Genomic DNA, 26,732 nt, shown 5'->3' with positions numbered 1-26,732 from the left:
TTGGCGAGCAATGTCACGACTTGGTCTGAGCATGTAATTGAAAAGAGATGTGACGTGGATTCCGCCGGAGGGGTCCGGTGATCGATAGTTGCTCTGCGCGTATCAGCGGTCACCTCGCCAACTGTGCGGATCGGCCCTGAGATGTCGACCTTCGCCATGCCCGGCACACCGACTGGCGGGGCGCCGTTCGTTCGTAAGCCCCTAAATCGAGGAGCAGTTGAATGAGGCTCACCAAGACGATGCGTTGGACCGCGCTGGCGGCCTGCACCGCGCTCGCGGTCTCCGCGTGCAGCACCGGCAGCGACAAGAAGTCCTCGGACCAGGCGAACGGGTCCGGCAAGAAGGGCGGCTCGATCAGCATCGAGTCGGGTGAGCCGCAGCACGGCCTGGTGCCGCAGAACACGGCCGAGTCCGAGGGGGCCCAGGTTCTCGCGGCGCTCTTCGCCGGCCTGGTCGACTACGACAACAAGGACAACTCGCCGAAGCTGCGGGCCGCCGAGTCGATCGAGAGCAGCGACGCCACCACCTGGACGATCAAGCTCAAGGACGGCTACACCTTCCACAACGGTGAGAAGGTCATCGCGCAGAACTTCGTCGATGCCTGGAACTACGGGGCGAACCAGGACAACGCGCAGGAGGGGCTGCCGTTCTTCGACAAGATCCTCGGTTCGGACGAGCTGGCCCCGGGCAAGGACAAGAAGCCCGCCGCGGACAAGCTCAAGGGCCTCAAGGTCGTCGACGACAAGACCTTCACGGTCACTCTCAAGGCCCCGTTCTCCCAGTTCAAGACCATGCTCGGCTACACCGCGTTCTACCCGCTGCCGAAGGCGTTCTTCGCCGACCCGAAGGCCTTCGAGGACGCGCCGATCGGTAACGGCCCGTTCCAGATGGACGGCAAGTGGGAGCACAACAAGCAGATCAAGGTGAAGCGGTACGAGAACTTCCCGGCGGCCGACGGAAAGGCAAAGCTGGATTCCGTCACCTTCAAGATTTACGACAAGCTGGAGACCTCGTACAACGACCTGCGCGCGGACAACATCCAGATCACCAACAAGCTCCCGATCTCGGCGATGTCGACCGTCGCGCAGGAGTTCGGTGACCGCTACATCTACAAGCCGGAATCCGGGGTCGGCTACCTCGGATTCCCGATCTCGACCAATCCGGCGTTCGGGAAGCCGGAGATCCGCAAGGCGATCTCGATGGCGATCGACCGCGAGGCGATCACGAAGACCATCTTCTCGGGCACCCGCAAGCCCGCCGACGACTTCATCAGCCCGATCATTCCGGGTTACCGGCAGGGCGCACTCGGCGACGCCGCCAAGTACAACCCGGCGAAGGCGAAGGAGCTCTTCACCCAGGCCGGCGGCCTGCCCGGGAACACGCTGGAGATCGGCTACAACGCGGACGGCGGCCACAAGGAGTGGATCGAGGCCGTCGGCAACCAGTTGAAGAACAACCTCGGCGTCGACGTCACCTTCAAGCCGTTCGAGAAGTTCGGCGCGATCCTCACCGCACTGGGCGACCACAAGTACTCCGGGGCCTTCCGGATGGCCTGGCAGATGGACTACCCGTCGATCGAGAACTACCTGCGGCCGATCTTCTCCAAGATCGCGATCGACAACGGGTCCAACTACGGCGGCTACGTCAACGAGGACTTCGAGGCCCTGCTGGCCCGGGCCGACAGCGCCAAGACCGACACCGAGGGCATCAAGCTCTACCAGCAGGCCGACGACATCCTGATCAAGGAACTGCCGTACATCCCGGTCTACACGTACATGACCTCCGGTGCCTACACCAAGGCCGTCAAGAACGTCGTCATCGACGCCCAGAACCGCATCGACCTCGCCAACGTCGAACTGGCCTGACCGCGACCCAGCTGACCGGCACGAGCTGACGGGCGGCGCGGGTGATCCCCGCGCCGCCCGCCACCGGCGTGCCCCGAGCCACGAGGAGGCCGCATGGGCCGCTATGTGGTCCGCCGGATCATCCAGGCCATACCGGTGATTCTCGGCGCGACGTTCCTGATCTACGCACTGGTCTTCCTGCTGCCCGGCGATCCCATCACGGCACTGGCCGGTGAGAAGCGGCAGGACCCTGCCGTCGTGGCGGTGCTGCGCGACCGCTACCACCTGGACGACCCGTTCTTCGTCCAGTACTGGGACTACCTGGTCGGCCTGTTCAAGGGCGACTTCGGCGAGGACTACCGCGGCAACCAGGTCGTGGACGTCATGAAGACCGCCTTCCCCTACACCATCAACCTGGCGGTGACCGCGCTGGTCATCGAGATGGTGGTGGGCATCACCGCGGGCGTGGTCGCCGCTCTGCGGCGCGGCAGGTTCATCGACAACGTAGTGCTGATCTCGACCCTGATGGTCATCTCGATCCCGGTCTTCGTGATCGGCTTCGTGCTCCAGCTGATCCTCGGGGTGAAGCTCAACACCGACTACGGCATCGACTTCTTCCCGGTCTCGTTCAACGAGGAGGCGGGCTTCCGGTCCTATCTGCTGCCGGCCTACGTCCTCGCCTCCACCTCGCTGGCATACGTCGCCCGGCTCACCCGGACCAGCCTGATCGAGGTGATGCGGGCGGACTACGTCCGGACGGCGGTCGCCAAGGGGCTCAGCCCGATGCGGGTGGTGGTCAGGCACGGACTGCGCAACGCGCTGATCCCGATCGTCACCTTCCTGGGAATGGACCTCGGCGGGCTGATGGGCGGTGCGGTGATCACCGAGGGCATCTTCAACATCCCCGGGGTCGGGCACCAGCTCTTCCAGTCCGTCTACCTGCGCGAACGCACCATCGTGGTGGGCATCGTGAGCGCCCTGGTGCTCGTCTACCTGTTCGCCAACCTGGTGGTCGACCTGATGTACGCCGTCCTGGACCCGAGGATCCGCTATGAGTGAGCCGACGAAGAGCGAGGACACGAGGGTGTCGGTCCCGGGGCAGCCCGGTTCCGGGTCCGCCGCGAGCGGGCCCGCGGCGGAGGCCGCCACGCTCACCAAGGACGGGAAGGGCGGCAAGGGCGGCGAACGGGTCGCCAGCCTCTGGACCGACGCCTGGTACGACCTGCGACGCAACCCGCTGTTCCTGATCGGCGGGTTCCTGGTGCTGTTCATGGTGGCGCTGGCCGTCGCCCCGCAGCTGTTCACCGACGGGGACCCGAGGGCCGGCGGCTTCTGCAACCTGGCCGACTCGCTGAAGCGGCCCAGCGCGGACCACTGGTTCGGCTTCGACGTCCAGGGGTGCGACATCTACACCCGGACGATCTGGGGCGCTCGCAACTCGATCATCGTCGGCATCCTGACCACCACCCTGGTGGTCGCGGTCGGCGGTCTGCTCGGCCTCTGGGCCGGCTGGATCGGCGGGCTCTGGGACAGCGCGCTCTCCCGGGTCACCGAGATCTTCTTCGCCATCCCGCTGCTGCTCGGCGGCATGCTGATCATGTCCACCTGGGGCAAGGGCAACGCCTGGACGGTCTCGGCGGTGATGGCCGTGCTCGGCTGGCCGCAGATCTACCGGCTGATGCGCTCGGCGGTGCTCTCCAACAAGCACAACGACTACGTGGTCGCGGCCAAGGCGCTCGGCGCCGGCACCGGACGGATCGTCACCCGGCACATCCTGCCGAACGCGGTCGCCCCGGTGATCGTGGTCTCGACCATCAACCTGGGCGTCTACATCGGTGCCGAGGCCGCGCTCTCGTACCTCGGCATCGGCATCCAGTCCCCGGCGATCTCCTGGGGTCTGATGATCAGCGACGCGCAGTCCCGCTTCCTGACCGCGCCCCATGTGCTGCTCTTCCCGGCCGTCGTGCTGAGCATCACCGTGCTGGCGTTCATCATGCTCGGCGACGCGGTCCGCGACGCCCTCGACCCGAAGCTGCGCTGAGGAGGGCCGCGGAGATGAGTGACGCGACGAAGCTGTCGAAGGGTGCGGTACCCCGCCAGAACGCGGTGGAGGTGGTCGGTGGCGGCCGGGAGAGCCTGGTGCCCGGCACTCCGCTGCTGGAGGTCGAGGACCTGCACATCGAGTTCCACACCCGGGACGGCGTGGCCAAGGCCGTCAACGGGGTGAGCTACGCGGTGTCGGCGGGGGAGACCCTGGCGGTGCTCGGCGAGTCCGGTTCGGGCAAGTCGGTGACCGCGCAGGCCATCATGGGCATCCTGGACATGCCGCCGGGGAAGATCACCTCCGGGTCGATCCGGTTCCGGGGCGAGGAACTGCTCACCATGAGCCCCAAGGCGCGCCGGGCGGTGCGTGGCCGGAAGATCGCGATGATCTTCCAGGACGCGCTCTCCTCGCTGAACCCGGTGCTCAGCGTGGGCTACCAGCTCGGTGAGATGTTCCGGGTGCACCAGGGGGCCTCGCGCAAGGAGGCCAAGGAGAAGGCCGTCGAGCTGATGGAGCGGGTGCGCATCCCCGCGGCCAGGCAGCGGGTGAACGACTACCCGCACCAGTTCTCCGGGGGCATGCGCCAGCGCATCATGATCGCGATGGCGCTGGCCCTGGAACCGGACCTGATCATCGCCGACGAGCCCACCACCGCGCTGGACGTGACCGTCCAGGCCCAGGTGATGGACCTGCTGGCGGAGCTGCAGGCCGAGTTCAACATGGGGCTGATCCTGATCACCCACGACCTCGGCGTGGTGGCCGACGTCGCCGACAAGATCGCGGTGATGTACGCGGGCCGGATCGTCGAGACGGCCCCCGTGCACGAGCTGTACGCGCGGCCGGCCCACCCGTACACCCGCGGCCTGCTCAACTCGATCCCCCGGCTGGACCAGAAGGGCCAGAACCTCTACGCCATCCAGGGCCTGCCGCCGAGCCTGCTGCGGATCCCCGAGGGCTGCGCCTTCAACCCCCGCTGCGACCGGGCGGTGGACCGCTGCCGCACCGAACTCCCGCGGCTGGTACCGGTGCTGGACGCCGACGGGGCCGACCTGCCGGGCCGCCGCAGCGCCTGCCACCTCTGGAAGGAGACCCTCCATGGCTGAGCCCATCCTGGAGGTCCGGGATCTGGTCAAGTACTACCCGCTGACCCAGGGGATCGTCTTCAAGAAGCAGGTCGGCGCGGTGAAGGCGGTGGACGGGGTCTCCTTCGAGCTGAAGAGGGGGGAGACACTGGGGATCGTCGGCGAGTCCGGCTGTGGCAAGTCCACGCTGGCCAAGGTGCTGATGAACCTGGAGCGGGCCACCTCCGGCGAGGTCCTGTTCAAGGGCGAGGACATCACCCGGCTCTCCGGTGCCGCGCTGAAGGCGGTGCGCCGCAACATCCAGATGGTGTTCCAGGACCCGTACACCTCGCTCAACCCGCGCATGACGGTCGGCGACATCATCGGGGAGCCGTTCGAGATCCACCCGGAGGTGGCGCCGAAGGGGGACCGCCGCAAGGCCGTCCAGGACCTGCTGGACGTGGTGGGGCTCAACCCCGAGTACATCAACCGGTATCCGCACCAGTTCTCCGGCGGCCAGCGCCAGCGCATCGGCATCGCCCGGGGGTTGGCGCTCAAGCCGGAGGTGATCATCTGTGACGAGCCGGTCTCCGCGCTGGACGTCTCCGTCCAGGCGCAGGTGATCAACCTGCTGGAGCAGTTGCAGAGCGAGTTCGAGCTGTCGTACATGTTCATCGCGCACGACCTCTCGATCGTCCGGCACATCTCGGACCGGGTCGGCGTGATGTACCTCGGCAAGCTGGTCGAGATCGGGACGGAGGACCAGATCTACGCCCACCCGACCCATCCGTACACCCAGGCGCTGCTCTCCGCGGTGCCGGTGCCGGACCCGACCGGGCGCGAACAGCGTGAGCGCATCCTGCTCAGCGGGGACCTGCCGTCGCCGGCCAACCCGCCGTCCGGCTGCCGGTTCCGCACCCGCTGCTGGAAGGCGCAGGAGCGCTGCTCCACCGAGGTCCCGCTGCTGGCGGTGCCGTCCGTGCTGACCGGGCCGGCCGCGCACGAGTCGGCGTGCCACTTCGCCGAGGTGCGGGACGTGATCGGCGCGGGCTGAGCGCCGTCCGGTGGCCGGGCCGGGCACCGGGGTCGTAGCGACTCCGGTGCCCGGCCCGTCACTTGGTGAAGCCGACGTTCTCCCAGACGATGTCGGACAGCCCCTGCGCGCCGATGTTGGCGAGGTCGGCGCGGGCGCCGTACAGCTGCGGGCGCTGGTAGAGCGGCAGGACGCCGGCCACCTTCCACAGCTCGCCGTCGGCCTGGTTGATGGCCTCGAAGGCGGTGGCGGCGTCGGTCGCGCCGGAGGCCCGGTCGAGGGCGGCGTCGACGGCCGGGCTGCCGGCCTGGGACTGGTTGGTGCCGCCGTTCTGGGCGAAGCTGGCCCGGTTGCCGCTGGCCGGGAACGGCGTGCCGAGCAGCGAGTAGGCGGCGAGGTCGAAGTCGTGCCGGTTGACGTACTTGTCGAAGAACTCGTTGGGGTTGGCGGTCACCGTGGTGACCTTGGCCCCGACGTCCTTGAGCATCCTGGTGGTGACCTCGGCCTCGGTCTGGGCCTGGGTGACGCCGGCCGGGATGACCATCCGCAGGTTGAGTTCCTTGCCGTCCTTCTTCCGGACGTCGCCGTCGAGCTTCCACCCGGCCGCGTCCAGCTTCCGGACGGCCTCGGCCGGGTCGTAGCGGCTGAGGCCGAGGGAGTTGTCCCGGTAGGCGTTCTGGTTGGCGACCAGCAGGTGGTTGTTGAGGGTGACGGTGGGCCAGTCCAGCCCGTTGAGGTCGGAGCGGGTGATCACGTCCCGGTTGATCGCCTGGAAGACGGCCTGGCGGACGGCAGGGTCGGTCAGCAGGGGGCTCCTGCTGTTCAGCGTGAACTGGCGGAAGTCCGGCCCGCCGGCGCGGCGGACGGCGGCGCCCTTGGTGCTCTTGATCAGCTGGTAGCCGGCCACGTCCGGGCCGTTGTTGAAGAGGTCGATCTGCCCCTTGGCGAAGGCCGCGGCCATCGCGTTGGGGAGCACGGCGTGGAAGACGATCCGGTCCAGCAGTGGCTTCTCGCCCCACCAGGCCGGGTCGGCGACCAGGGTGACGGTCTGCGCGGCCTTGTCCAGCTTCTCGACCTTGAACGGGCCTGCGGTGACCGGGATCGCGTCCAGGTAGGCGGTGTTGAACAGCTCCGGGGTGGCGAGCCGGCTCGCCGGCATCAGCGGGGCGTTGGCGGCGCCGTTGAACATCGACTGCCACTCGGAGAACGGCCGCGCGAAGGTCATCACGGCCTGGAAGTCGTCCTTGCCCCTGTCGACCGCCGCGACCAGCTCGAAGCCGGTGCTGCTGGACGCCTTGTAGGCCGGGTCGGTGCCGTTCAGCGCCCGCCAGTTGGCCTCGATGTCGCGCCAGGTGATCGGGGTGCCGTCGGACCACCGGGCCTTCGGGTTGAGCGTCCAGGTGACGACCTGGCGGCCGTCCCGGACCTCGGAGCGGGCGTCCTGCAGATAGGCCGGGTTGACGGTCTGGGTGCCGGCCGCGTCGGAGCGGAAGAAGGTCGGCATCAGCGGCTTGGTGACGGTGATGGTGGAGGACTCGCTGCCGTCGGCCTGGACCGGCGACCACTGGCTGGAGAGCTGGGCGATCGCGACGTTCAGGGTGCCGCCCTGGCGCAGCTCCCCGCGGTCGTGCGGGTTGACGTCGACGGTGGTGAGTTTGGGCGTCTCCAGCGTGGTCGGCAGTGCCCGGGAGCCGTCACCGCTGTCGGCTCCGGAGCCGCAGCCGCAGAGCGTCAGCGAGACCGCGGTGAGGCAGGCGAGCAGTGCCGTGCGGCGTGACAGGGGGCGGCGGCCCATGGCGGTTCTCCCGGTGCAGGTATGACAGGCGGTGCGGGTGGTGTGGCGTCACATCTTGCTGACCTGGGAGCAGAGTTGTCGAGGGGCGGGACCGGCCCTTGACAACTCCATGGGCCGGCCCGCCCCTCGGCGGTGCCTGTTCAAGCGGTGGCGGACCGCTCAGGCGACGGTGAACTTGAAGGTGCGGTCCTTGTCGCCGGTCTTGTCCAGCACCGAGGTGATGGCGTCGGCGACGTCCTGCGGGGTGATCGCGGCGTTCTGGCCGTTCTTCTTGATCTTCACCTTGTCGAACACGGTGCCCAGCTGGGCGCCCAGCGCGTCGAGGTCCCACTTGGGCACGATCTTGCCGGAGGCGTCGGGCACCAGGGTGAGCGTCTTGGGGGCGGTCTTCGGGCCGAAGTCCCAGGTCTTGACGCCGGCCACGATGTGGATCCTGCCGTTCACCGCGGACTTGCCGAGGCTGTCCGCGGCGGCCTGGAGGGCCTGCGGGGAGATCTTCGGCTGGGCGGCCGTGACGGTGAGCGTGACGGGCTGCTCGGGCTTGCCGGCGGCTCGGTCGCGGTAGGCCTGCTCGACCTGGTCGACGGCGGAGGCGGAGTCCACCGCCTGGCCGGCCTTGCCGGGCACCACGATCGGCTCGCCGTTGTCGCCGAACTTGACGTAGCCCTCGGTCAGGCCCTGCCCCGAGCCGGCGGCCAGCGCCTCCAGGGCGGCCTTGAGCTTGGCCCGGTCCACCTTGACCTCCGGCGGTACGGCCTTCTCGTCGCCCTTCAGCGAGGTGATCACGTCGACCGGGCTGTACGAGTGCTGGGTGAGCTTGTCCACGGTGGCCGTGGTGTCGAAGCCCAACCCGGCGACGGCCGGGTCGAGGTCCAGGGTCTGGTCGCCGACCTTCAGCTTGACCGGCTGCTGGCCGGCCTTGCCGACGCTGTCGTCGAGCTGGTGGATCGCCTGGTCGCGGTTGCTGCCGCCGATGTCCGTGCCGAGCACCACGGTGCCCTTGGGGATGTCGGACTGGTTCAGCATCAGGCCGGTGCCGTACGCGGCGGCGCCCAGGAAGAGCACACCGCCGACGCCGTAGACGCCGAGCTTGACGAGCTTCTTGCCGGTGCCGCCCCGCTTGGCCTTGGCCGCCCCGGTCTTGGGGGCCGCCGGCTTGGCGGGCGCGTCCGGCCGGGGGCCGGGCGCGGGGACCGGCACCGCGGCGGGGCCGGTGGGGGCCTCGCCGTCCGGGCCGCCGTGCGCGCCCGGGCGCGGCTGGGCGGGGGAGGTGTCGAAGGGGTCGGCCGGCGCTGCGGGCTCGCCCTGGCGGCCGGGGGCGCCGGGGAAGAGGCCGCCGGGGGCAGCACTGCCGTACGGCTCGGCGCCGGCCGGGGGCCGCTGGACCGCGAACGGGTCGGTGCCGGCCGGGGCCGAGGCGAACAGGCCCTGCTGCGGGCGGCCGTTCTGCGGGGCGCCGTGCGGGGGCAGGCCGTTCTGGGGCAGGCCGGATATGGCGCCGGGCGGGGTGTCCTCGCGGATCGGCTCGAAGCCGTCGACCGAGGTGTCCTCCGGGTTCGCCGCGTCCGGTGCACCGCCGGCCGGCCGGCCCTGGCCCTGGGGCTGAGGACGGCCGCCACCCTGGGGGTTGCGGCGCGGCAGGTCGCGGCTGGGGGCGAAGGGGTCGGCGGGCGCACCGGGGGCGAACGGGGCGTCCTCGTACACACCGGCGTCGTCGGCCGGCGCGTCGCTGCCGGCGCCGAACGGCGAGGCGGGCGCGCCGGTGGGGCGCGGGGCGGGGGCGGCGGCCTGCGCGGGCAGCGGGCGGCCGCCCTGGCGGGCCGCGCCGGGGCCCGGCTGCTGGCCACGGCCGGCGTTCTTGGGGCGCGCGCCGTTCGGGCGGGCCTCGGTGCCGGCGGCGGGCGTGGCCGGTCCGGCGGCGGGGGCGCCCGGGGCACCGGCCGGGACCGCGGCGGGGGCGGTCTCGGCGGCCGAGCCCTTCTTCTGGCGCGGCCGGAACCAGGCGCCGGTGGACTCGGACTCCGAGGTGGCCGGCGGGATCTCCCACTCGGGCGGCAGGTTCGGCGGGGTCGCCGTCCGGGCGCTGCCGTCCATCACCCCGAGCACGGGGGAGGCCGGTGCGGCCGAGCGGTGCCGGGGACCGGCCGGCTCTGGGGCGGCCGGCGGGTTCTCCTCGCCGGGGCCGTCCTCGTTCTTGACGGTGGAGCGGACCACCACCGGCGGGATCGGACGCGAGCCGGGGATGTTGATCCGGACCCGCGTGGTCAGCGTGGTCTCGGTCTTCGGGGCCTCGTCCTCGTCACCCGGCGCCGAACCCTCGACGGCACCGGCACCAGCACGGTCGCCGCCGGGGAATCCCGGTGTGCCGTAGGGCGGGGTGCCCGACGGGTAGGCGTCCGGGCCCGTGCGCCGAGGCGTCGGGTGGGCGTTCTCAGATTCGCGGCTGCTCAATGCTGCTCTGCTCCGGGTTCGCGGGCGGGCCGTGCGGCGCGACCGCGGTTCGTGGGCGCCGGGCCTGGCGGGATCGGCGGTCGGGTACGGCGTTCTGCCGCACCACCATACTGGGAAGAACTGAGCGGTGAACCGGTTCGGATAGAACCTGATACGTCCGGTTCCTCCGGTATGAGAGTACGGCCGTGTGGTCCTGACTGCTCGTCGTACGCGGTACCGTACGCGGCCCAGCGGGGCGGTCAGCGCGGGGGGCCGGGCACCCCGGGGAACCAGCTGCTCCGGGTCGGAAGGGTGGCACAGATCACGCCCAGGATCGATCCGACGAACAGCCAGGCGAGCGACGTGGCATTGGTCCAGAGCACATTGTCCCCTTCCGGGCGAGGGACCATCAGGAGCAGCAGTGCGAGGAACCAGCCGGCCGCCGGCGCTGCCGCGCCGAGCCGGGTGCCGGTCACCCGCAGGCCCGCGTAGAAGGTCGCGGCGGTCGCGGCGAGCGCCAGCAGGACTCCCACGGGCGGCCACAAGGCCTGCACAAATGCTCCGCAGACCGACACCGCGATGCCCAGCAGAAAGAACAGGACATAAGCCGCGATCCGCCCGGCCCGAGGGGGCTGGGGCTCCTTCAGGCGCTCCGCCCGGGTGCCGAGGACGGTCACCGTGATCGAGCGGCGGGGCGCCTTCGTCTCGGTCGGCTCGGTCATCGGGCGCTCTCCTCGACGGTGTGGGCTGCGGTGCTGTGGGCCGAGGTGCTGTCGGCTGCGGTGCTGTCGGCCGCGGTGCTGTGGGCCGCGGTGGCGTGGTCCGTGGCGGTCCCGTCCGCGCTGCTGCCGCCGGCGGTGTCCAGGCCGGCGAAGAGGTCGTCCTCGGGCCGCTCCGGCCCGGCCTGGCCGCGTACCAGCTGGTAGTACTCGGTGGCGATCAGCGGCTGGCCGAGGTTGTTGGAGAGCGCGAACGACGCGCCGTCCACGGTGATCTGGGTGGCGTGCGCGGCCATCGCCGCCGCCTTGGGGGCGGCGTACGCGGAGCCGTCCAGCACGGTGGTGACCACGGCGTCGTCCACCACGCCGGGGACGTCGGCCTGCTGCGCGACGCCGGGGTGGCGCGCCTCGGCGGCGGTCCTGGCGAGGCCCTGCTCGATCACCGAGCGGGGCATCCGGTTCCAGTACACCTTGGCGATCCGCCAGGCCGGTCCCAGCCCGGGCCGGTACGCCGGGTCGGCGGCGAGCTCGTACGCGCGCATCGCGACGCGGTGCGCCTGGATGTGGTCCGGGTGCCCGTAGCCGCCGTTCTCGTCGTAGGTGACCAGCACCTGCGGCCGCACCTCGCGGACCACCGCGACCAGGTGGCCGGCGGCCTCGTCCACATCGGCCTGCCAGAAGCAGCCGGGCGCCTCGTTGTCGGGGACGCCCATCATGCCGGAGTCGCGGTAGCGGCCCGGGCCGCCGAGGAAGCGGAAATCGGCGACGCCGACCGCGCGCATGGCGTCGGTCAGCTCGCCGATCCGGTGCGGGCCGAGGGTGTCGTCCCGGTCCGCCGTGAGGTGGCCCAGCTCCGGCGGGATCACCTCGCCGCCCTCGCCGAGGGTGCAGGTCACCAGGGTGACGTGCGCGCCCTCGGCGGCGTACCTGGCCATCGTGGCGCCGTTGCCGATCGACTCGTCGTCGGGGTGGGCGTGGACCAGGAGGAGGCGGCGGCCGGTAGTCACGGTCATGGGAGGAAGCCTAACGACCGGCGGCAGGGAGCTAGAGCTTCAGGCCGTTGATCATCCCGGCGAGGTTGCTGGTGACCTGGCTGATCGAGGGGGCGAGGGAGCTGGACGCCAGGTAGAAGCCCAGTAGTGCGCAGACGATCGCGTGCGCGAGCTTCAGGCCGGAGCGGCGGATCAGCACCACCACGATGACCAGCATCAGCATGGCTGCGGAGATGGACAAAGCCATGTCGGTTCACACCCCTTCTCGGGTGCGCCACCCCCTCGGGGAGGGCGGCGGTCGGGACCGTGGGGACCTGCGGTCGGGTGACCGCGGCCCGGGACGGGGCTTGACGATCACTCGTTGGACCAGTCATACCCGATGAGTGAGGGGCGCATTACGTTCAGTGAGTCTGCATGCGCCGGGGCATTGTTGTACGGCGGGGGCGTACGGGCCGGTCGGACGGGGTGCGGGCCCGTTCGGTGCACACTTCCGGGCGATGCTCCGAACGAGTGATCACAATCCGCCGGGTGGTGGCACCGGAACGTCATAAGGTCTGGTGCCATGACCTCCCACACCCCTGCGGACACCTTCCCGAGGCAGTACGCGCGCACGCTGCGCTACACCGTCGGCGCGCCCCGGTCGTTCTCCGTCGCATCCGACGGTTCCCGGGTCGTCTTCCTCCGTTCGCGCTCCGGCAGCGACCGCGCCAACCTGCTCTGGACCCTCGACACCGCCACCGGCGAGGAGCGCATCGCCGCCGACCCGGCCGTCCTGCTCGGCGGCGGCGAGGAGGACCTCTCGCCGGCCGAGAAGGCCCGCCGCGAGCGCAGCCGCGAGGGCTCGGCCGGCATCGTCGGCTACGCCCTGGACGGTGCCGGCGCGCTGGCCGCCTTCGCCCTGTCCGGCCGGCTGTTCACCGCCGACCTGGTCGCCGGCACCAGCACCGAGCTGCCCGCCGAGGGCCCGCTGCTGGACCCGCGGCTCTCCCCGGACGGCACCTTCGTCGCGTACGCCAACACCGCCGGCGAGCTGCGGCTCACCCGCACCGACGGCACCGCCGACTGGGCCTTCGCCGAGCCCGACGGCGCGAACGTGAGCTGGGGCCAGGCGGAGTTCATCGCCCAGGAGGAGATGGGCCGTGACCGCGGCTTCTGGTGGTCCCCCGACAGCGACCGGCTGTTGGTCGAGCGGGCCGACGACAGCCCGGTGCGCCGCTGGTGGATCGCGGACCCGGCCAACCCCGGCAGCGAGCCCGCCGAGATCGCCTACCCGGCCGCCGGCACCGCCGACGCCGAGGTCGGGCTCTGGTCCCTCGGCCTGGACGGCACCCGGGTCGAGGTCGACTGGGACCGCGCGGCCTTCCCCTACCTGGCCCGGGTGCACTGGTCGACGGGCGGCGTGCCGCTGCTGCTCGTCCAGGCCCGCGACCAGCGCAGCCAGCAGATCCTCGGCGTGGACGTGGAGACCGGCGCCACCGAGGTGCTGCACGAGGAGCGCGACGACGCCTGGCTGGAGCTGTTCCAGGGCGTCCCGGCCTGGACGCCGGACGGCAAGCTGGTGCGGATCGGCGACGAGGGCGGGGTGCGCGCGCTGGTGATCGGCGACCACGCCGTCACCGGGGCCGACCTGCACCTGCGCTCGGTGCTCGCCGTGACGGCCGAGGAGGTCTTCTTCACCGCCTCCGGCGGCGCCGAGGAGACCGACCCCGAGCCGGGCTGGATCGCCGCCGGCCGGATCGGCCACGACGGCAAGCGGCTCGGCTGGGAGGCTTCCAACGGCCGGCCGTTCACGTCCGTCACCACCGCCGTGCACGCGGGCGGGATCACCGTCCGGGCCACCGCCGAGCCCGACCTGCCCGGCACGCTGGTCCAGGTCGCCCGCGACCTGCCCGAGGGCGTGGTGGTCGACGATGTCGCGACCATCGAGTCCTACGCCGAGACCCCGGTGATCACCGCCCGCCCGGTCTTCCGCTACGCCGGCGAGCGCCGCATCCCCGCCGCCGTCTTCCTGCCCACGGGCTACGACCGGGAGCGGGACGGCCTGCTGCCCGTCCTGATGGACCCGTACGGCGGCCCGCACGGCCAGCGCGTCGTCCAGGCGCACAACCCGCACCTCAACTCGCAGTGGTTCGCCGACCAGGGGTTCGCGGTGATCGTCGCCGACGGGCGCGGCACCCCCGGCCGCGGGCCGGCCTGGGAGAAGTCGATCGCCTTCGACTTCGCCGGTGCCACCCTCGACGACCAGGTGGACGCGCTGCACGCGCTCGCCGAGGAGTTCCCGCTGGACCTCGAGCGGGTCGCCATCCGCGGCTGGTCGTACGGCGGTTACCTCTCCGCACTGGCCGTGCTGCGCCGCCCGGACGTCTTCCACGCGGCCGTCGCCGGCGCCCCGGTGACCGACTGGGAGCTGTACGACACCCACTACACCGAGCGCTACCTCGGCCACCCCGCCGAGCGGCCCGAAGTGTACGCCGCCAACTCGCTCAGCGGGTACGCGGCCGGGCTGGAGCGCCCGCTGATGATCATTCACGGCCTGGCGGACGACAACGTGGTGGCCGCGCACACCCTGCGGCTCTCCTCGGCCCTGCTGGCGGCCGGCCGGCCGCACACCGTGCTGCCGCTCTCCGGCGTGACGCACATGACCCCGCAGGAGGAGGTCGCGGAGAACCTGCTGCTGCTCCAGGTCGACTTCGTGAAGAAGTCGCTGGGGATCTGACCCCCCCGGCCCTGCTGACCCCCAAGCCCTGCTGACCACCACTCCCTGCTGACCTGCTGACCTGCGGCTTCGGCGGCCGGTGCCCGTGACCCGGGTACCGGCCGCCGGCATGACATCCGTCATGCGGAAGCCACGACGGCGGGCACTGCCGCCGTACCTGGCCGGCGCGGGACGCTGAGGTGGTGCGAACGACACCAGCAGGGGAGAGGACCGGGGCGATGGGCACAGAGGTGGCCGCCTTCCGGGGCGTCAGCAAGAACTACGGGCGGGTGCGGGCCGTCGACGGCCTGGACCTGGTGCTGAGGCCGGGAGAGACCGTCGCCCTGCTCGGCCCGAACGGCGCCGGCAAGTCCAGCAGCCTCGACCTGCTGCTCGGCCTGCGCGAGCCGGACCACGGCACCGTCTCGCTGTTCGGCGGCGCCCCGCGCGACGCGATCACGGCCGGCCGGGTCGGCGCGATGCTGCAGAGCGGCGGGCTGATGGCCGACGTCAAGGTCCGCGAGCTGGTGAAGCTGGCCTGTGACGTCCACCCCCGCGGCCGGGCCGTCAAGGAGGTGCTGGCCGATGCCGGGATCACCGAGCTGGCCGAGCGCCGGGCCGACAGGCTCTCCGGCGGCCAGGAGCAGCGGGTGCGCTTCGCCCTGGCGATCGCCGGCGCCAACGACCTGATCGTCCTGGACGAGCCCACCACCGGCATGGACGTCTCCGTCCGGCAGGCGTTCTGGGCGAGCATGCGGGCGCAGGCCGACGCCGGGCGCACCGTGCTGTTCGCCACCCACTACCTGGAGGAGGCGGACTCGATCGCCGACCGCGTCCTCGTCCTCCACCGGGGACGGCTGATCGCCGACGGCACCTCCGCCGAGATCAAGGCGAAGGCCGGCGCCCGCCGGATCACCTTCGAACTGCACGACGTGGACGGCCCGTTCGAGGAGTCGCTGCTGCGCACCCTGCCGGGCACGCTGGCGCTGGACGTCAGCGCCCGGGTGCCGGGGGTGCGGACGGTCCGGATCCGGACCGCGGACGCCGACGCGGGCGTCGCCGGGCTCTACCGCGCGGGCCTGTACCCGCGCGGCCTGGAGGTCACCGGCCTGGGCCTGGAGCAGGCCTTCCTGACCATCACCGGCGAGCAGGACGCCGCCGGCACCAACCGGTTCGCGACGGAGGCCGTGCGATGACCACCCTGATCCAGCTGGAGATCATGCGCACCCTGCGCAACAAGAAGTACCTGCTCTTCACGATCCTCTACCCGGCGCTGATGTACTTCTTCTTCATCAACGCCTACGGCACCGACAAGGCCGCCGGCGGCCTGCCGGTGAAGACCTACTTCATGGTGTCGATGGCCACCTTCGGCGCGGTCGGCTCGGTGCTGACCGGCAGCGCGCAGCGGATCTCGCTGGAGCGCAAGAGCGGGTGGACCAGGCAGCTGCGGCTGACCGCGCTCCCCGGCCGGGCGTACACCGTGGCGAAGATCGCCTCCAGCGCGGTGACCACCCTGCCCGCGATCCTGGTGGTGTTCGCGGTCGGCGCGACCCAGGGCGTGCGGCTGAGCGCGGGACAGTGGGCCGGCCTGGCGGCCGCGCTCTGGCTGGGCAGCTTCGTCTTCGCGGCGCTCGGGGTGGCGTTCGGCTACGCGGCGGCGCCGGACTCGGTGCAGACCATCGTGATGATCGCCTACATGGCGATGGCGCTGTTCGGCGGGACGTGGTTCCCGGTGACCGGCACGCTGGAGAGGTTCGCGCGGTTCGACCCGGTGTACCTGTACAACAGGCTCGCCACCTTCACCCAGCCGGGGCATTCGCTCGACCTGGTCGCGGTCGCCGGGCTGGCGGCCTTCCTGGTGGTCTTCGTCGCCGCCGCGGCCGGGCTGTACCGCCGTGACACCCGGCAGGCATGATGACCCTCATGCCCGACACGCCCCGTACCCACCGAACCGACGAGCAGCCGGAGGCGGGGGCGGGGCGCGTGTCGTTCATGAACGTCCCCGGCGCTCCGGTGGAGACCAGGCGGCAGCTGCTGGTCAAGGTCAGCTGGATGCTGCTCTGGATGGTCTACCTGGCCTACCCGGTGGGCGACCTGCTCCAGCACAAGCACGGGACGGCCGCCACCCTGGCCGGCTGGATCGCCCTGGCCGCCTTCGTCGCCGCCTACGTCAGCCTGGTGGTCTTCCGCTCCCGCCCCGGCTCGCCGCCGCGCGCCGCCCAGGCGGTGGTGGCGATGATGGCCGTCATCGCGGTGGTCACCGCCTTCGGCCTCGGCACCTCCTGGCTGACCCTGTTCACCTACGCCTCGGTGGCGGTCGCGATCATCGCGCCGCCGCGGTACGGGATCGCCGGGGTGGGCGGGATGGCCGGGCTCACCGTGGCGGTCGGGCTGCTCAGCCACGCCGACCCCGGAGCGATCCCCACCATCGCACTCACCGCCTTCCTCTCCGGCGCCGCCATGACCGGGCTGCAGCGGCTGGTCACCACCATGCGGGAGCTGCGCGAGGCGCGGGCCGCCGTCGCCCACCTCGCCGCGTCCGAGGAGCGGCTGCGGCTCGCCCGGGACCTGCACGACCTGCTCGGGCACTCGCTCTCGCTGATCACGCTGAAGAGCGAGCTGGCCGGGAGGTTCATGGACGGCGGCAAGGACGAGGCGGCGCGGGCGCAGGTCGCCGACATCGAGAAGGTCGCCCGGCAGTCGCTGATCGACGTCCGGGAGGCCGTTACCGGGTTCCGCCGGCCCACCCTGCCGGTCGAACTCGCCGCTGCCCGCACGGCGTTGGCGGCCGCGCAGGTCCGGCTGGAGGCGGCGCCCGAGCTGGTGGACGCCTGGCCGGGGCTGGCCACCGAGGAGGCGGGCGCGCTGGCCTGGGCGCTGCGCGAGGCGGTCACCAACATCGTCCGGCACGGCGAGGGCGCGACGCTCTGCACCGTGCGGGGGGACGAGGCGTGGGAGGGCAACGGAGAGCGGTACGCCGTCCTGGAGATCACCGACAACGGGGCCGGGCCGGGCAAGTCGGCGCCGGGGAACGGGCTTTCCGGCCTGGACGAGCGGTTGGCGCTGGTCGGCGGCCGGCTGGAGACCGGGCCGGGCGAGCGCGGGAGGGGCTTCCGGCTGCGGGCGCTGGTGCCGCTGCGGACGGTGTCGGCCCCCACCGTGGGTCAGGCGACCAACATCTCCTAGAGGTCGGGGAGTTCGAGGAGGAAGCGGGCGCCGCGCGGGGAGGGCGCGACCCGCAGGGTGCCGCCGTGCCGGGTGGCGATGTCGGCCGCGATGGCCAGCCCGAGGCCGCTGCCGCCGGCGTCCCGGCTGCGCGCCTCGTCGAGCCGGGTGAACGGTTCGAAGATCCGCTCGCGGTCCTGCGGCGGCACGCCCGGCCCGTCGTCGCGGACCTCCAGGACGCAGCCGTGTGCCGTCCGGCGGGTGGCCAGCACGATCTCGGACGTGGCGTGCCGGCGGGCGTTGTCGAGCAGGTTGCGGACCAGCCGGTGCAGCCGGAGGCGGCTGCCGCGCACCGGCAGCGGGTCGGGCGCGTCCACCACCAGCGCCGGCCGGCCGCCGATCACCGGGCGGTACTGGTCGGCGAGTTCGCGCAGCACGGCGGAGAGGTCGACAGTGGTGTCCGGGCCGGCCGCGGCCGGGTGGGCGCCGCGGGCCAGGAAGAGCAGGTCCTCGGTGAGCTGCTGGAGCCGCTCGACCGAGGTCAGCGCCTCCTGGGTGGCGGCCGGCCAGTCGGTGCGCTCGGGGTGGGCCAGCGAGACCTCCAGGTTGGTGCGCAGCGCCGCGATCGGGCTGCGCAGCTCGTGCGAGGCGTCCGCGACGAACCGCTGCTGCTGGACGGACGAGCGCTCCAGCCGGTCCAGAGTGGCGTTGGTGGTGGTCGCCATCCGGGCGATCTCGTCCCCGGACCTCGGCACCGGCACCCGGCGGTCCAGCCGGTGCTCGCCGATCTCGGCCAGCTCGGCGCGGATCGCCTCCACCGGCCGCAGCGCGCGGCTGGTCGCCACCCAGGCGATCAGGGCCACCAGCAGCGCGGCGGCCGGCACGCCCGCCCGGAGCACCGGGTCGATGGTGTGCAGGGCCGCCTCGGCGGCGAACGGGGTGGCCAGCACGTACACGGTGACCGGGCCGAGCGGGGGCGTGGTGGGGCCGGTGGTGTCGGTCACCCGGTAGTACATGCTCCAACTGCCCATCGCGGCGAAGGTGCGCCCCGAGTACCGGTTGGCGGCGGCCGGGCTGGCCGGGCCGACGGTGATCCGCTCGCCCTCCGGCTGCCAGCCGGCGGGGGCGAGCGCCGGGGCCACCGGTGGCAGCGGGGCGGCCAGGCGCTGGGTGGTGAGCGGCCCGCCCAGGGTGAGCAGCCGGCCGTCCTTGTCGAGCACGAGGTAGGGCATCAGGTCGCTGTCCGGCAGCTGCTGGCCGAGCGTGAAGGCGCGGCCGATCTCCCGCGCCTGGTACTGCGCCTCCGACTCGGCGGCGGCCAGCTGGGCGTCGTACATATGGCCGCGCAGCCACCAGGCGCCGACGCCGAGCAGCAGCAGCGCGGCCAGGCCGGCCGCGAGCGAGGTGCGGATCCGGGTGGAGAGCCGGCCCAGCACCGTCAGGCCTCCAGCCGGTAGCCGGCGCCGCGGACGGTGCCGATCGAGTGCCGGCCGAAGGGCGCGTCCACCTTGCGGCGCAGCATGCTGATGTACACCTCGACGATGGACTCCTCGCCGTCGAAGGCGATGTCCCAGACCTCGTCGACGATCCGGCGCTTGGACAGCACCTCGCCGGGGTGCTGGGCCAGGAACCGCAGGACGGCGAACTCGCGTTCGGTGAGCGTGACTTCGGCGCTTCCGCGGCCGCAGCGGCGGGCCGCCGGGTCCAGCCAGAGGTCGCCGACCCGCAGCAGCGCTCCGGGCGTCTGGCTGCGGCGGAGCAGGGCGCGCAGGCGGGCCAGGAAGACCAGGTAGGAGAACGGCTTGACGAGGTAGTCGTCCGCGCCGGTGTCCAGGCCCTCGGCCTCGTCGTACTCGCCGTCCTTGGCGGTGAGCATCAGGATCGGGGTGGTGTCGCCGCCCTCGCGCAGCGCCTCGCAGACCTTGTAGCCGTTCAGGCCGGGCAGCATGATGTCGAGGACGATCGCCCGGTAGGCGTGCCGCTGTGCCAGCCGGAGGCCGGTCAGGCCGTCCGGGGCGAGGTCGACGGTGTATCCCTCCGCCTCCAGGCCGCGGCGGACCGCGGCGGCGACCTGGGCGTCGTCCTCCACCACCAGAATCTCCATGCGGATCAGGATGCCACCCGGCCGCGAAACGTTCCTTAAGCGGTCTTCAGCTTTCTCAGCCTCGCTTCAGGCACCCCGGCGCATGCTCTCGCCGTCCGCCGGCGCTCCCCGCCGGCGCCCTGAGCGAGAGGGGATCGCCGATGACCGTCGTCGTCCCGGAGGCCGCTGCCGCCTGTCCGGCGGACAGCGGTCCGCTGCGGGTGGTGCCGATACCGGCGGCGGAGCACGCCGCCTGGATCGCCGCCCACGGCGGCACGACCTTTCTGCAGTGCCCGTCCTGGGCCCGGGTGAAAGCGGGCTGGCGGGCCGAGAGCCTGGCCTGGACCGGCGCCGAGGGGCGGACGGTCGCCGTGGCGCTGGTGCTGTACCGGGACGTCCGCGGGCTGGGGCGCAGTTTCGCCTACCTGCCGGAGGGCCCGGCCATCGACTGGTCCGGGCCGGACCTCGGCCGCCGGCTGGAGCCGCTCGTCGACCTGCTGCGCTCGCGCGGCGTCTTCACGGTGCGGATCGGCCCGCCGCCGGCCCACCGGATCTGGGAGGCGGCGACGGTCCGGGCGGCGGTGCGGGGCGGCTCGGTCTCCCGGCTCTCCGAGGTGCTGCCGGACGCCGTCGACCCGGTCGGTTCGACGACCGGCGAGCGGCTGCGGGCGCTCAGCTGGCAGCCGGCCGGACGGGACACCCAGCCCCGGTTCACCTTCCGGCTGCCCCTCGCCGGGCGTGAACTCGGCTCCGTCTGGGATGGGTTGAGACCGGAGTGGCGGCGCAACGTCCGCCGGGCGCGGGCGGCGGGCGTGTCGGTCGCCGAGGGTGCGTTCGAGGATCTGGAGTGCTTCTACGCACTGGTGCGGGAGACCGAGCGGCGCGGCTGCTTCGACCTCGGCCGCGGACTCGCTTACTACCAGCGGCAGTACACCGAGCTCAATGCCGAACTTCCCGGCCGGATGCGACTGTTGCTGGCCCGCCATGGTGGTGAGGTGCTGGCCGCGCACACCCTCGTCACGGTCGGCCGGCGGGCCTGGTACCTGACCGGCGGATCGGCCACGCAGGGGCGGCAGGTGCGGCCCGGCAACGCCCTGCAGTGGTCGATGATCCAGGCCGCCCACGGGCTCGGTGCCGACGTGTACGACCTGCGCGGCGTCCAGCCCTCGCTGGACCCCTCCGGGCCCGACTACGGCCTGCTGCGCTGGAAGCTCGGCACCGGCGGACAGGTCGTGGAGGGCCTCGGGGAGTGGGAGCTGCCGCTGAACCGGCCGCTGCACGCGGCGTTCCGGCGCTACCTGGCACGGCGGCAGGGGTGAGTCGTTTGAGTACAACTCTTGCCGAGCACACCGTAGTTGGGGCCGACGGGGGGAGGCCGCCCGTGCAGCGTCTGCGCCACCGCAAGCCGCGCCGTCGGATACCGCCCAGTCTGGTGATGGCCGCCGGCACCATCGTCTCCCGGGCCACCGGCTTCGTCCGTGCGGCGCTCGTCGTCGCGGTCCTCGGCTCCGGCCTGCCGGCGGACGGCTACAACGTCGCCAACACCGTGCCCAACATCCTCTTCGTGCTGCTCATCGGCGGCGCGCTGAACACCGCCCTGGTGCCGCACCTGGTCAAGGCGGCACGGGAGTCCGAGGACGGCGGGGCGGCCCACATCAACCGGCTGGTCAGCCTGCTGGTGACGGTGCTGGTCGTCATCACGGCGGTGGTCGTGCCGGCCGCGCCGCTGATCGTCCGCGCCTACACCTCGTACGGCGGCGAACAGTTGGACCGCACCGTGCTGCTGGCCTACCTCTGCCTGCCGCAGGTGTTCTGCTACGGCCTGTTCACCGTGCTCGGCCAGGTGCTCAACGCCCGGCAGCGGTTCGCGCCGATGGCGTGGGCGCCGGTGCTCAACAACCTCGTGGTGATCGCCGTCTTCGGCTCGCTGCTGGGGGCCGGCTCGCCGACGCAGGCGCAGCTGGCGTTCCTGGGCGCGGGGACGACGCTCGGCGTGGTCGTCCAGAGCGCGGCGCTGCTGCCCTGCCTGCGCGCCGCCGGGGTGCGGCTGCGCCCGCGCTGGGACTGGCGCGAGGCCGGCCTCGCCGACCCGCTGCGCGCCGCCGGGTGGACGCTGCTGCTCGTCCTGACCGACCAGGTGGGCTACTGGGTGGTGACGCGGCTCTCCACGGCGGTCGGCGCGCACGCCGAGGCGGCGGGCGTGGCCGGGGGCGTCGGCTACACCGCCTACAGCAGCGCGTACCTGCTCTGGATCGTGCCGCACGGCGTGATGACGGTGTCGCTGGTGACGGCCGTCCTGCCGGGCATGAGCGCGGCGGCGGCCCGGGGCTCGCTGTCGGAAGTGCGTGACCTGGCCTCGCGGGCACTGCGGACGGTGGCCGTGGTGACGGTGCCCGCCGCGTGCGGACTCGCCGTACTGGCACCGCAGTTGGCGGAGGTCGCATTCGGGCACGGGAAGGCCGGGGAAGCGGACGTGCGGGCCATCGGATGGATGCTGACGGCCTTCGCGCCCGGGCTGGTGCTGTACTCGGCGGCCTACGCGCTCACTCGCGTCCTCTACGCGATGCGGGACAGCCGGACGCCGTTCCTGCTCAACCTGCTGCCCGTCGCGGCGGCGGCCGCCGGCTCGCTGCTCTGCTACGCGTGCCTGCCGCTGCGCTGGGCGGTGACGGGCATGGCGGCCTGCTACGGGGCATCGTTCCTGCTGGCGGTGGGCGGGGCGGCGCTCCTCCTCCGCCGGCGACTGGGTGCCCTGGGCTCCGCGAGGATCCTCGGCACGCACGCCCGGCTGCTCGTGGCCGCCCTGCCCGCGGGCGCGGCCGCGTGGGCGGCGTCGCGGGCGGTCGGGCCGGCGTGGGCGGGCCTGGCGGTGGGAGGTCTGGCGCTGGCCGTGGTGTTCCTTCTCCTCGGCCGGCTGCTGCGCGTGGAGGAGGTGGCCGTGCTGACCGCGCGCCTGCGCCGTCGGTAAGGACGGGCCGCTCGACCCGGCCGGGGCCCCAGGCGGCCCCGGCGCCGCTGTGCGCCAACGCCTGCCGGCCCTTCGGTGTCCTCGACGCGCCGTCATCTGCCGGCCGCGACTCCGCAACGCGCGATGGCAGGAGTCGTAAGCCGTCGCCGCGCGGGCCGCCTGCAAGGCGGCCCGCGCTCCCCCGGAACCATGCGGCTGGACGAGGCGTGTACCGATCATGTCCACTGCTCTCGTTCTCGGAATCGACCCGCACGCCGTCCCCGGCATGGACGGCGACGCCCTTCGCGCAGCCCTCGACGCCGAGCTCGCCCGCTTCGGCGACCACGGCATCGACGCCGCCATGACACTGATCGCCCTGGATGAATCCGCCGAAGCCACGGTGATCGCGGCGCTGACCTCGCGCGAATGGGACGTCGTGATCATCGGCGGCGGCATCCGCAAGACCGAACAACTCCTCCCGCTCTTCGAGCAGGTCGTCAACCTGACCCGCCGCCATGCTCCGAGTGCCGCGATCGCCTTCAACACCAACGGGGGCACCAGCGTCGAGGCCGCCAAGCGCTGGCTGTAGCGGTGCCGGCGGAGTGGGATGCCGGCCGAACCGACCTCCTACTCCGCTCCCCCTCCCGCGAGCAGCTCCGGCAGCTTGCGCATGTCGTGGAACACCACCGTCCCCGGGCCCTCCAGCAGCTCGGCCGCCGTCAGGCCGCCCGCGTAGCCGAAGGCGCGCATGCCGGCGGCGCGGGCGGCCCGGACGCCGGGGCGGCTGTCCTCGACCACCGCGCAGGCGGCCGGGTCGACGCCCATCTGCCGGGCGGCGTGCAGGAAGAGGTCCGGGGCTGGCTTGCCGTGGGTCACTTCGGTGGCGCTGTAGATGCGGCCGGCGAACCGCTCGTAGAGGCCGGTGCGGCCCAGGGTGTGGCGCATCTTCTCGTGCGAGCCGCTCGACGCGACGCAGGTCGGCAGGTCGATCGCGTCCAGGGCCTCGGGCAGTCCCTCGACCGCCTCCAGCCGGGTGTCCACCTCTTCCTGGTGGCGTTGCTCGAACCGCTCGCACCAGAGCGCCGCCGTCTCCGCGCCGAGCCGCTCCGCGACCTGCGCGCCGATCGACGCCTGGGACCGCCCGATGAACCGTGCGACGACCTCCGCCTCGGTGAGCGGCCACCCCAACTCGGCGCCCAGCGCGACCTGGACGCGGGCGGCGATGCGCTCGCTGTCGACGAGCACACCGTCGCAGTCGAATATCACGAGTTCTATCGGCTTGATCATCCCCGCAGCCTAGAACTCCCGGACTCCGTGGGCTCGCAGCGCCCGGGTGAACCACTCGAACACCGAGGCCAGGCTCTCCGGCACCGGCCAGCCGTTGATCACCGACAGTAGCTGCCGGTACCGTCCGCGCGGGGGTCGGCCCTCGTCGGCGTAGAACCGGATGGTCTTGACCGTCAGGCCGGTCCGCCGGGCCAGGTCGCCGATCGAGTACTGCAACGTGCGGTCGTCCATGGCTCCACCTTCGCGTCTCCCCCCACGGGAGACTCAAGCGGATCCGCCGGGCGAACGAGTCCGGTTCGGGCGGGCGGCGACCACGGCGGAGGGTGCCCGCCGGCCGGTCGGTGAAGACGGGCCCGGACACCCTGGTGACGGCACCGGCCCCGCAACCGATCTTGTCTCCGGCGGCCGGACGTCCCTAGGCTGACCCGATGGGCCTCTTCGACGCATTGACCGGCACCAAGCACCCCGGCGGCGGTGTCGCACCGCGTTCCGCCGAGGACGTCCGGGCGGCGCTGCTCGGTCTGAACGGTCCCGACGTGCCGTACGTCGTGCGGAGCGGCACTGCTGCCGAGGGTGCCGACCTGGTGGCGGAATGGCGGATCAGGGATCCTGCCTGGCGTACGTTCTTCGCCCGGACCCAGCCGGACCGGGTCGTCCGGACCCGGATGCGTCTGGTTCCGGCGCGCCACGAAGTCCGCGCGCTCGACGAGCAGCTGGAGGTCACGTGGGTCGGCGACACACCGAGGCCGGCGCCGTCGCGCGAGTACTCCCGTGGGCAGGTCACCGCGGTTTCCCGGGAGTGGAAGGTCGAGCGCGGGGCCGACGGCCGTCCGCGGACGACCGAGGTGTTCCGTTTCGACTCCGCGGAGATGAAGGACCCCTTGCGGGCCGCGGTTCTCGGTGCGGGGTGGACGTGGCGCGGAGCGATCTTCAAGCTGTGACCGGCCTGCGGGAGGGGCACGCGGCCGCGGGCCGCCGCCGGAGCGCAGGCCCGGCTCCGGTCCGACCGGGCACTACTAGGGTCAGATCCCATGACTGAGATTCAGAACGATGCCGCTCCCTCCGTCCGCGTGCTGCTGGCGGAGGACCAGGGCATGGTCCGGGAGGCGCTGGCCGCGCTGCTCGGGCTGGAGGGGGACATCGACGTCGTCGCACAGGTGGGCCGGGGCGACGAGGTGGTGGCGGCGGCGGTCGCCAACGACGTGCAGGTCGCGGTGCTGGACATCGAGATGCCCGGGATGACCGGCCTCGAGGCGGCGGCGCTGCTGAAGAAGGAGCGGCCGCAGACCAAGGTGGTGATCGCGACCACCTTCGGACGGCCCGGCTACCTGCGGCGGGCGATGGAGTCCGGCGCGGACGCCTTCCTGGTGAAGGACGCCCCGGCGTCCGAGCTGGCCCAGGCGATCCGCCGGGTGCTGCGCGGCGAGCGGGTGATCGATCCGGCGCTGGCCGCCGCGGCGCTCGCCGAGGGGGCCAACCCGCTGACCGCCCGCGAGCGGGACGTGCTGGCGGCCGCCTCGGACGGTGCGGTGAACGCGGACATCGCCCGGCGGCTGCACCTGTCCGAGGGGACGGTGCGCAACTACCTGTCGATGGCGATCCAGAAGACCGAGGCCCGCAACCGCACCGAGGCGGTCCGGATCGCCCGCGAGAAGGGCTGGCTGTAGGAGCCCGGGGCGGACGGGCCAAGCCCTAGTTCAGCCGGTGCCGGGCCGCCCTGGCGTCGAGGCGGACCCGGGCCGCGGTGTCCGGGTCGAAGGCGTCCAGGATCTCCGCGTACGCGTCCATCTCGGCCGAGCCGGCGAGGAAGTCGCCGGTGCGGACCAGCAGCTCGGCCCGCTCCAGCCGGAGCTGGGCCGGGTGGCGGGGGAGGAGCAGGGCGAGTTCGGTGGCCCAGAGCTGGGTGCGGGCGTGTTCGGGGCGCTCGGCGGCCCAGGCCCGGATGTTGCCCAGCACCCGGTGGACGATGTCCAGGGGCTTTGCGGGGGTGAGCATTTCGGGCGTGAACGGGTGTCCGGTCCGGCCGGCCAGGGCGGCCGCGTCCTCCGGGTCGAGCAGCCGCCCGCCGTGGAACGGGTCGGCGAGGACGTAGTCGTCGCCGCCCGGGCCGCCGACCGCGACGATGAAGTGGCCGGGCAGGGCGACGCCGTGGACGGTCAGCCCGGCCCGCCGGGCGACGGCCGTCCACACCAGCGAGAGCATGATCGGCAGCCCGCGCCGCCGCCGCAGCACCTCCGGCAGCAGCGAGGACTCCAGCCGCCGGTAGTCGGACTGCCGCCCGTGGAACCGCTCGCGCCCGCCCAGGACGGCGGCCAGCAGCGCGGCGGTCTCCTCCGGCCCGGCCGGCGCGCGTTCGGCGACGGCCAGCCGGACGGCGGCGGCGTGCCGCTCCAGCGCGGCCTCGCAGGCGGCCAGCAGGGCCTCCAGGGTGGGAGGGTCCTGCGGGTCGTCGGGGTCTGGGGCGGGGGTGTGTTCGGCGGCGGCGAGCAGGCAGAGCAGCACCGGATCGGGGTGCTCGGCCCGGGCCTCGGTCCGGAAGCGTGCTCTGCTCTGCTCGGTCACGGTGGCTGCGACGGCTTTCGTACGACGGGCGGACAACAGACGGGCGGACAACGGGCGGACGGAAAGGCAATCGGA

The 26,732-nt window shown here is 72.5% G+C and carries 23 protein-coding genes and 1 pseudogene; 14 read left to right on the top strand and 10 right to left on the bottom strand.

Annotated elements, in window-relative coordinates:
• The first annotated feature begins 221 nt into the window (after positions 1–221).
• From OG286_RS15960 to OG286_RS15940, 5 genes are all read left to right on the top strand, one after another.
• Positions 222–1,865 (top strand): ABC transporter substrate-binding protein, encoded by a 1,644-nt coding sequence (locus OG286_RS15960; RefSeq protein WP_396320665.1) that lies wholly within the window; start codon positions 222–224, stop codon positions 1,863–1,865.
• 93 nt (positions 1,866–1,958) lie between these two features.
• Positions 1,959–2,903 carry an ABC transporter permease gene (locus tag OG286_RS15955; RefSeq protein ID WP_396320666.1) on the top strand — a complete coding sequence of 315 codons (945 nt, stop codon included), beginning with the start codon at positions 1,959–1,961 and terminating at the stop codon, positions 2,901–2,903.
• Positions 2,896–3,885, top strand: a complete 990-nt coding sequence (locus OG286_RS15950) for an ABC transporter permease (RefSeq protein WP_396320667.1) — start codon at positions 2,896–2,898, stop codon at positions 3,883–3,885. The genes OG286_RS15955 and OG286_RS15950 overlap by 8 nt, the downstream gene beginning before the upstream one ends.
• Positions 3,886–3,899: 14 nt before the next feature.
• Positions 3,900–4,991 (top strand): ABC transporter ATP-binding protein, encoded by a 1,092-nt coding sequence (locus OG286_RS15945; protein WP_396320668.1) that lies wholly within the window; start codon positions 3,900–3,902, stop codon positions 4,989–4,991.
• On the top strand, positions 4,984–6,003 hold the full coding sequence (locus OG286_RS15940; RefSeq protein ID WP_396320669.1) for an ABC transporter ATP-binding protein: 1,020 nt from the start codon (positions 4,984–4,986) through the stop codon (positions 6,001–6,003). Before OG286_RS15945 ends, OG286_RS15940 begins: the two co-directional genes overlap by 8 nt.
• A 58-nt stretch (positions 6,004–6,061) precedes the next feature.
• Here OG286_RS15940 and OG286_RS15935 read toward each other — a convergent pair whose 3' ends face one another.
• The 5 genes from OG286_RS15935 to OG286_RS15915 all read right to left on the bottom strand — a co-directional run bounded on the left by OG286_RS15935 (position 6,062) and on the right by OG286_RS15915 (position 12,165).
• Positions 6,062–7,777, bottom strand: a complete 1,716-nt coding sequence (locus OG286_RS15935) for an ABC transporter family substrate-binding protein (RefSeq protein WP_396320670.1) — start codon at positions 7,775–7,777, stop codon at positions 6,062–6,064.
• Between the two features lie 159 nt (positions 7,778–7,936).
• Entirely contained in the window at positions 7,937–10,228 is a 2,292-nt protein-coding gene (locus tag OG286_RS15930; RefSeq protein WP_396320671.1) for a peptidoglycan binding domain-containing protein, read from the bottom strand.
• A 239-nt stretch (positions 10,229–10,467) separates the two neighbouring features.
• Positions 10,468–10,929: a DUF6113 family protein gene (locus OG286_RS15925; RefSeq protein WP_396320672.1), complete on the bottom strand. Its 462-nt coding sequence runs from the start codon at positions 10,927–10,929 to the stop codon at positions 10,468–10,470.
• Entirely contained in the window at positions 10,926–11,939 is a 1,014-nt protein-coding gene (gene mshB, locus OG286_RS15920; RefSeq protein WP_405365386.1) for an N-acetyl-1-D-myo-inositol-2-amino-2-deoxy-alpha-D-glucopyranoside deacetylase, read from the bottom strand. Before mshB ends, OG286_RS15925 begins: the two co-directional genes overlap by 4 nt.
• Positions 11,940–11,970: 31 nt before the next feature.
• Entirely contained in the window at positions 11,971–12,165 is a 195-nt protein-coding gene (locus OG286_RS15915; protein ID WP_396320674.1) for a DUF2304 domain-containing protein, read from the bottom strand.
• 315 nt (positions 12,166–12,480) lie between these two features.
• Here OG286_RS15915 and OG286_RS15910 point away from each other — a divergent pair, with 315 nt between their 5' ends.
• The 4 genes from OG286_RS15910 to OG286_RS15895 all read left to right on the top strand — a co-directional run bounded on the left by OG286_RS15910 (position 12,481) and on the right by OG286_RS15895 (position 17,799).
• Positions 12,481–14,634, top strand: coding sequence for a prolyl oligopeptidase family serine peptidase (locus OG286_RS15910; protein WP_405361245.1), 2,154 nt, complete (start codon positions 12,481–12,483; stop codon positions 14,632–14,634).
• A gap of 218 nt (positions 14,635–14,852) precedes the next feature.
• The gene (locus OG286_RS15905; RefSeq protein WP_396320676.1) at positions 14,853–15,809 is read left to right on the top strand and encodes an ABC transporter ATP-binding protein; all 957 of its coding nucleotides are present in this window, start codon (positions 14,853–14,855) and stop codon (positions 15,807–15,809) included.
• Complete coding sequence (locus OG286_RS15900; RefSeq protein ID WP_396320677.1) at positions 15,806–16,528, top strand: ABC transporter permease; 723 nt, start codon at positions 15,806–15,808, stop codon at positions 16,526–16,528. Before OG286_RS15905 ends, OG286_RS15900 begins: the two co-directional genes overlap by 4 nt.
• Before the next feature lie 8 nt (positions 16,529–16,536).
• Complete coding sequence (locus tag OG286_RS15895; protein WP_405361247.1) at positions 16,537–17,799, top strand: sensor histidine kinase; 1,263 nt, start codon at positions 16,537–16,539, stop codon at positions 17,797–17,799.
• On the opposite strand, the gene OG286_RS15890 is transcribed toward OG286_RS15895, so the two are convergent.
• Together OG286_RS15890 and OG286_RS15885 are read right to left on the bottom strand one after the other, a co-directional pair.
• A complete protein-coding gene (locus OG286_RS15890; protein ID WP_405361249.1) occupies positions 17,796–19,214 on the bottom strand; it encodes a sensor histidine kinase in 1,419 nt (472 codons plus the stop codon). The two genes, OG286_RS15895 and OG286_RS15890, sit on opposite strands and share 4 nt — an antisense overlap.
• A gap of 2 nt (positions 19,215–19,216) precedes the next feature.
• A complete protein-coding gene (locus OG286_RS15885; RefSeq protein ID WP_396320680.1) occupies positions 19,217–19,882 on the bottom strand; it encodes a response regulator transcription factor in 666 nt (221 codons plus the stop codon).
• 140 nt (positions 19,883–20,022) lie between these two features.
• Here OG286_RS15885 and OG286_RS15880 point away from each other — a divergent pair, with 140 nt between their 5' ends.
• The 3 genes from OG286_RS15880 to OG286_RS15870 all read left to right on the top strand — a co-directional run bounded on the left by OG286_RS15880 (position 20,023) and on the right by OG286_RS15870 (position 23,397).
• Positions 20,023–21,180 (top strand): lipid II:glycine glycyltransferase FemX, encoded by a 1,158-nt coding sequence (locus OG286_RS15880; protein ID WP_405361251.1) that lies wholly within the window; start codon positions 20,023–20,025, stop codon positions 21,178–21,180.
• 62 nt (positions 21,181–21,242) lie between these two features.
• Complete coding sequence (gene murJ / locus OG286_RS15875; protein WP_396320682.1) at positions 21,243–22,829, top strand: murein biosynthesis integral membrane protein MurJ; 1,587 nt, start codon at positions 21,243–21,245, stop codon at positions 22,827–22,829.
• Between the two features lie 217 nt (positions 22,830–23,046).
• Positions 23,047–23,397 (top strand): hypothetical protein, encoded by a 351-nt coding sequence (locus tag OG286_RS15870; RefSeq protein ID WP_396320683.1) that lies wholly within the window; start codon positions 23,047–23,049, stop codon positions 23,395–23,397.
• A 38-nt stretch (positions 23,398–23,435) separates the two neighbouring features.
• Here OG286_RS15870 and OG286_RS15865 read toward each other — a convergent pair whose 3' ends face one another.
• Positions 23,436–24,095 (bottom strand): HAD family hydrolase, encoded by a 660-nt coding sequence (locus tag OG286_RS15865; RefSeq protein ID WP_396320684.1) that lies wholly within the window; start codon positions 24,093–24,095, stop codon positions 23,436–23,438.
• A 129-nt stretch (positions 24,096–24,224) separates the two neighbouring features.
• Positions 24,225–24,326 (bottom strand): annotated as a pseudogene (locus OG286_RS15860) (MerR family DNA-binding transcriptional regulator); the annotation flags it as partial.
• A 197-nt stretch (positions 24,327–24,523) separates the two neighbouring features.
• Between OG286_RS15860 and OG286_RS15855 the strand changes: the two are divergent.
• Entirely contained in the window at positions 24,524–25,036 is a 513-nt protein-coding gene (locus OG286_RS15855) for a hypothetical protein (RefSeq protein WP_396320685.1), read from the top strand.
• Positions 25,037–25,126: 90 nt separating this feature from the next.
• Positions 25,127–25,762, top strand: coding sequence for a DNA-binding response regulator (locus OG286_RS15850; protein WP_396320686.1), 636 nt, complete (start codon positions 25,127–25,129; stop codon positions 25,760–25,762).
• Between the two features lie 25 nt (positions 25,763–25,787).
• Here the strand turns inward: OG286_RS15850 and OG286_RS15845 are convergent, their stop codons facing one another.
• Positions 25,788–26,657 (bottom strand): transglutaminase family protein, encoded by an 870-nt coding sequence (locus tag OG286_RS15845; RefSeq protein ID WP_396320687.1) that lies wholly within the window; start codon positions 26,655–26,657, stop codon positions 25,788–25,790.
• Positions 26,658–26,732: the final 75 nt, after the last annotated feature.

It is taken from the genome of Kitasatospora sp. NBC_00039, assembly GCF_045160625.1.
In the GTDB taxonomy this organism is placed as follows: Bacteria; Actinomycetota; Actinomycetes; order Streptomycetales; family Streptomycetaceae; genus Kitasatospora.
Note: the sequence above shows the minus strand (reverse complement) of the source record. Positions and strands in the feature narration are given on the sequence as shown.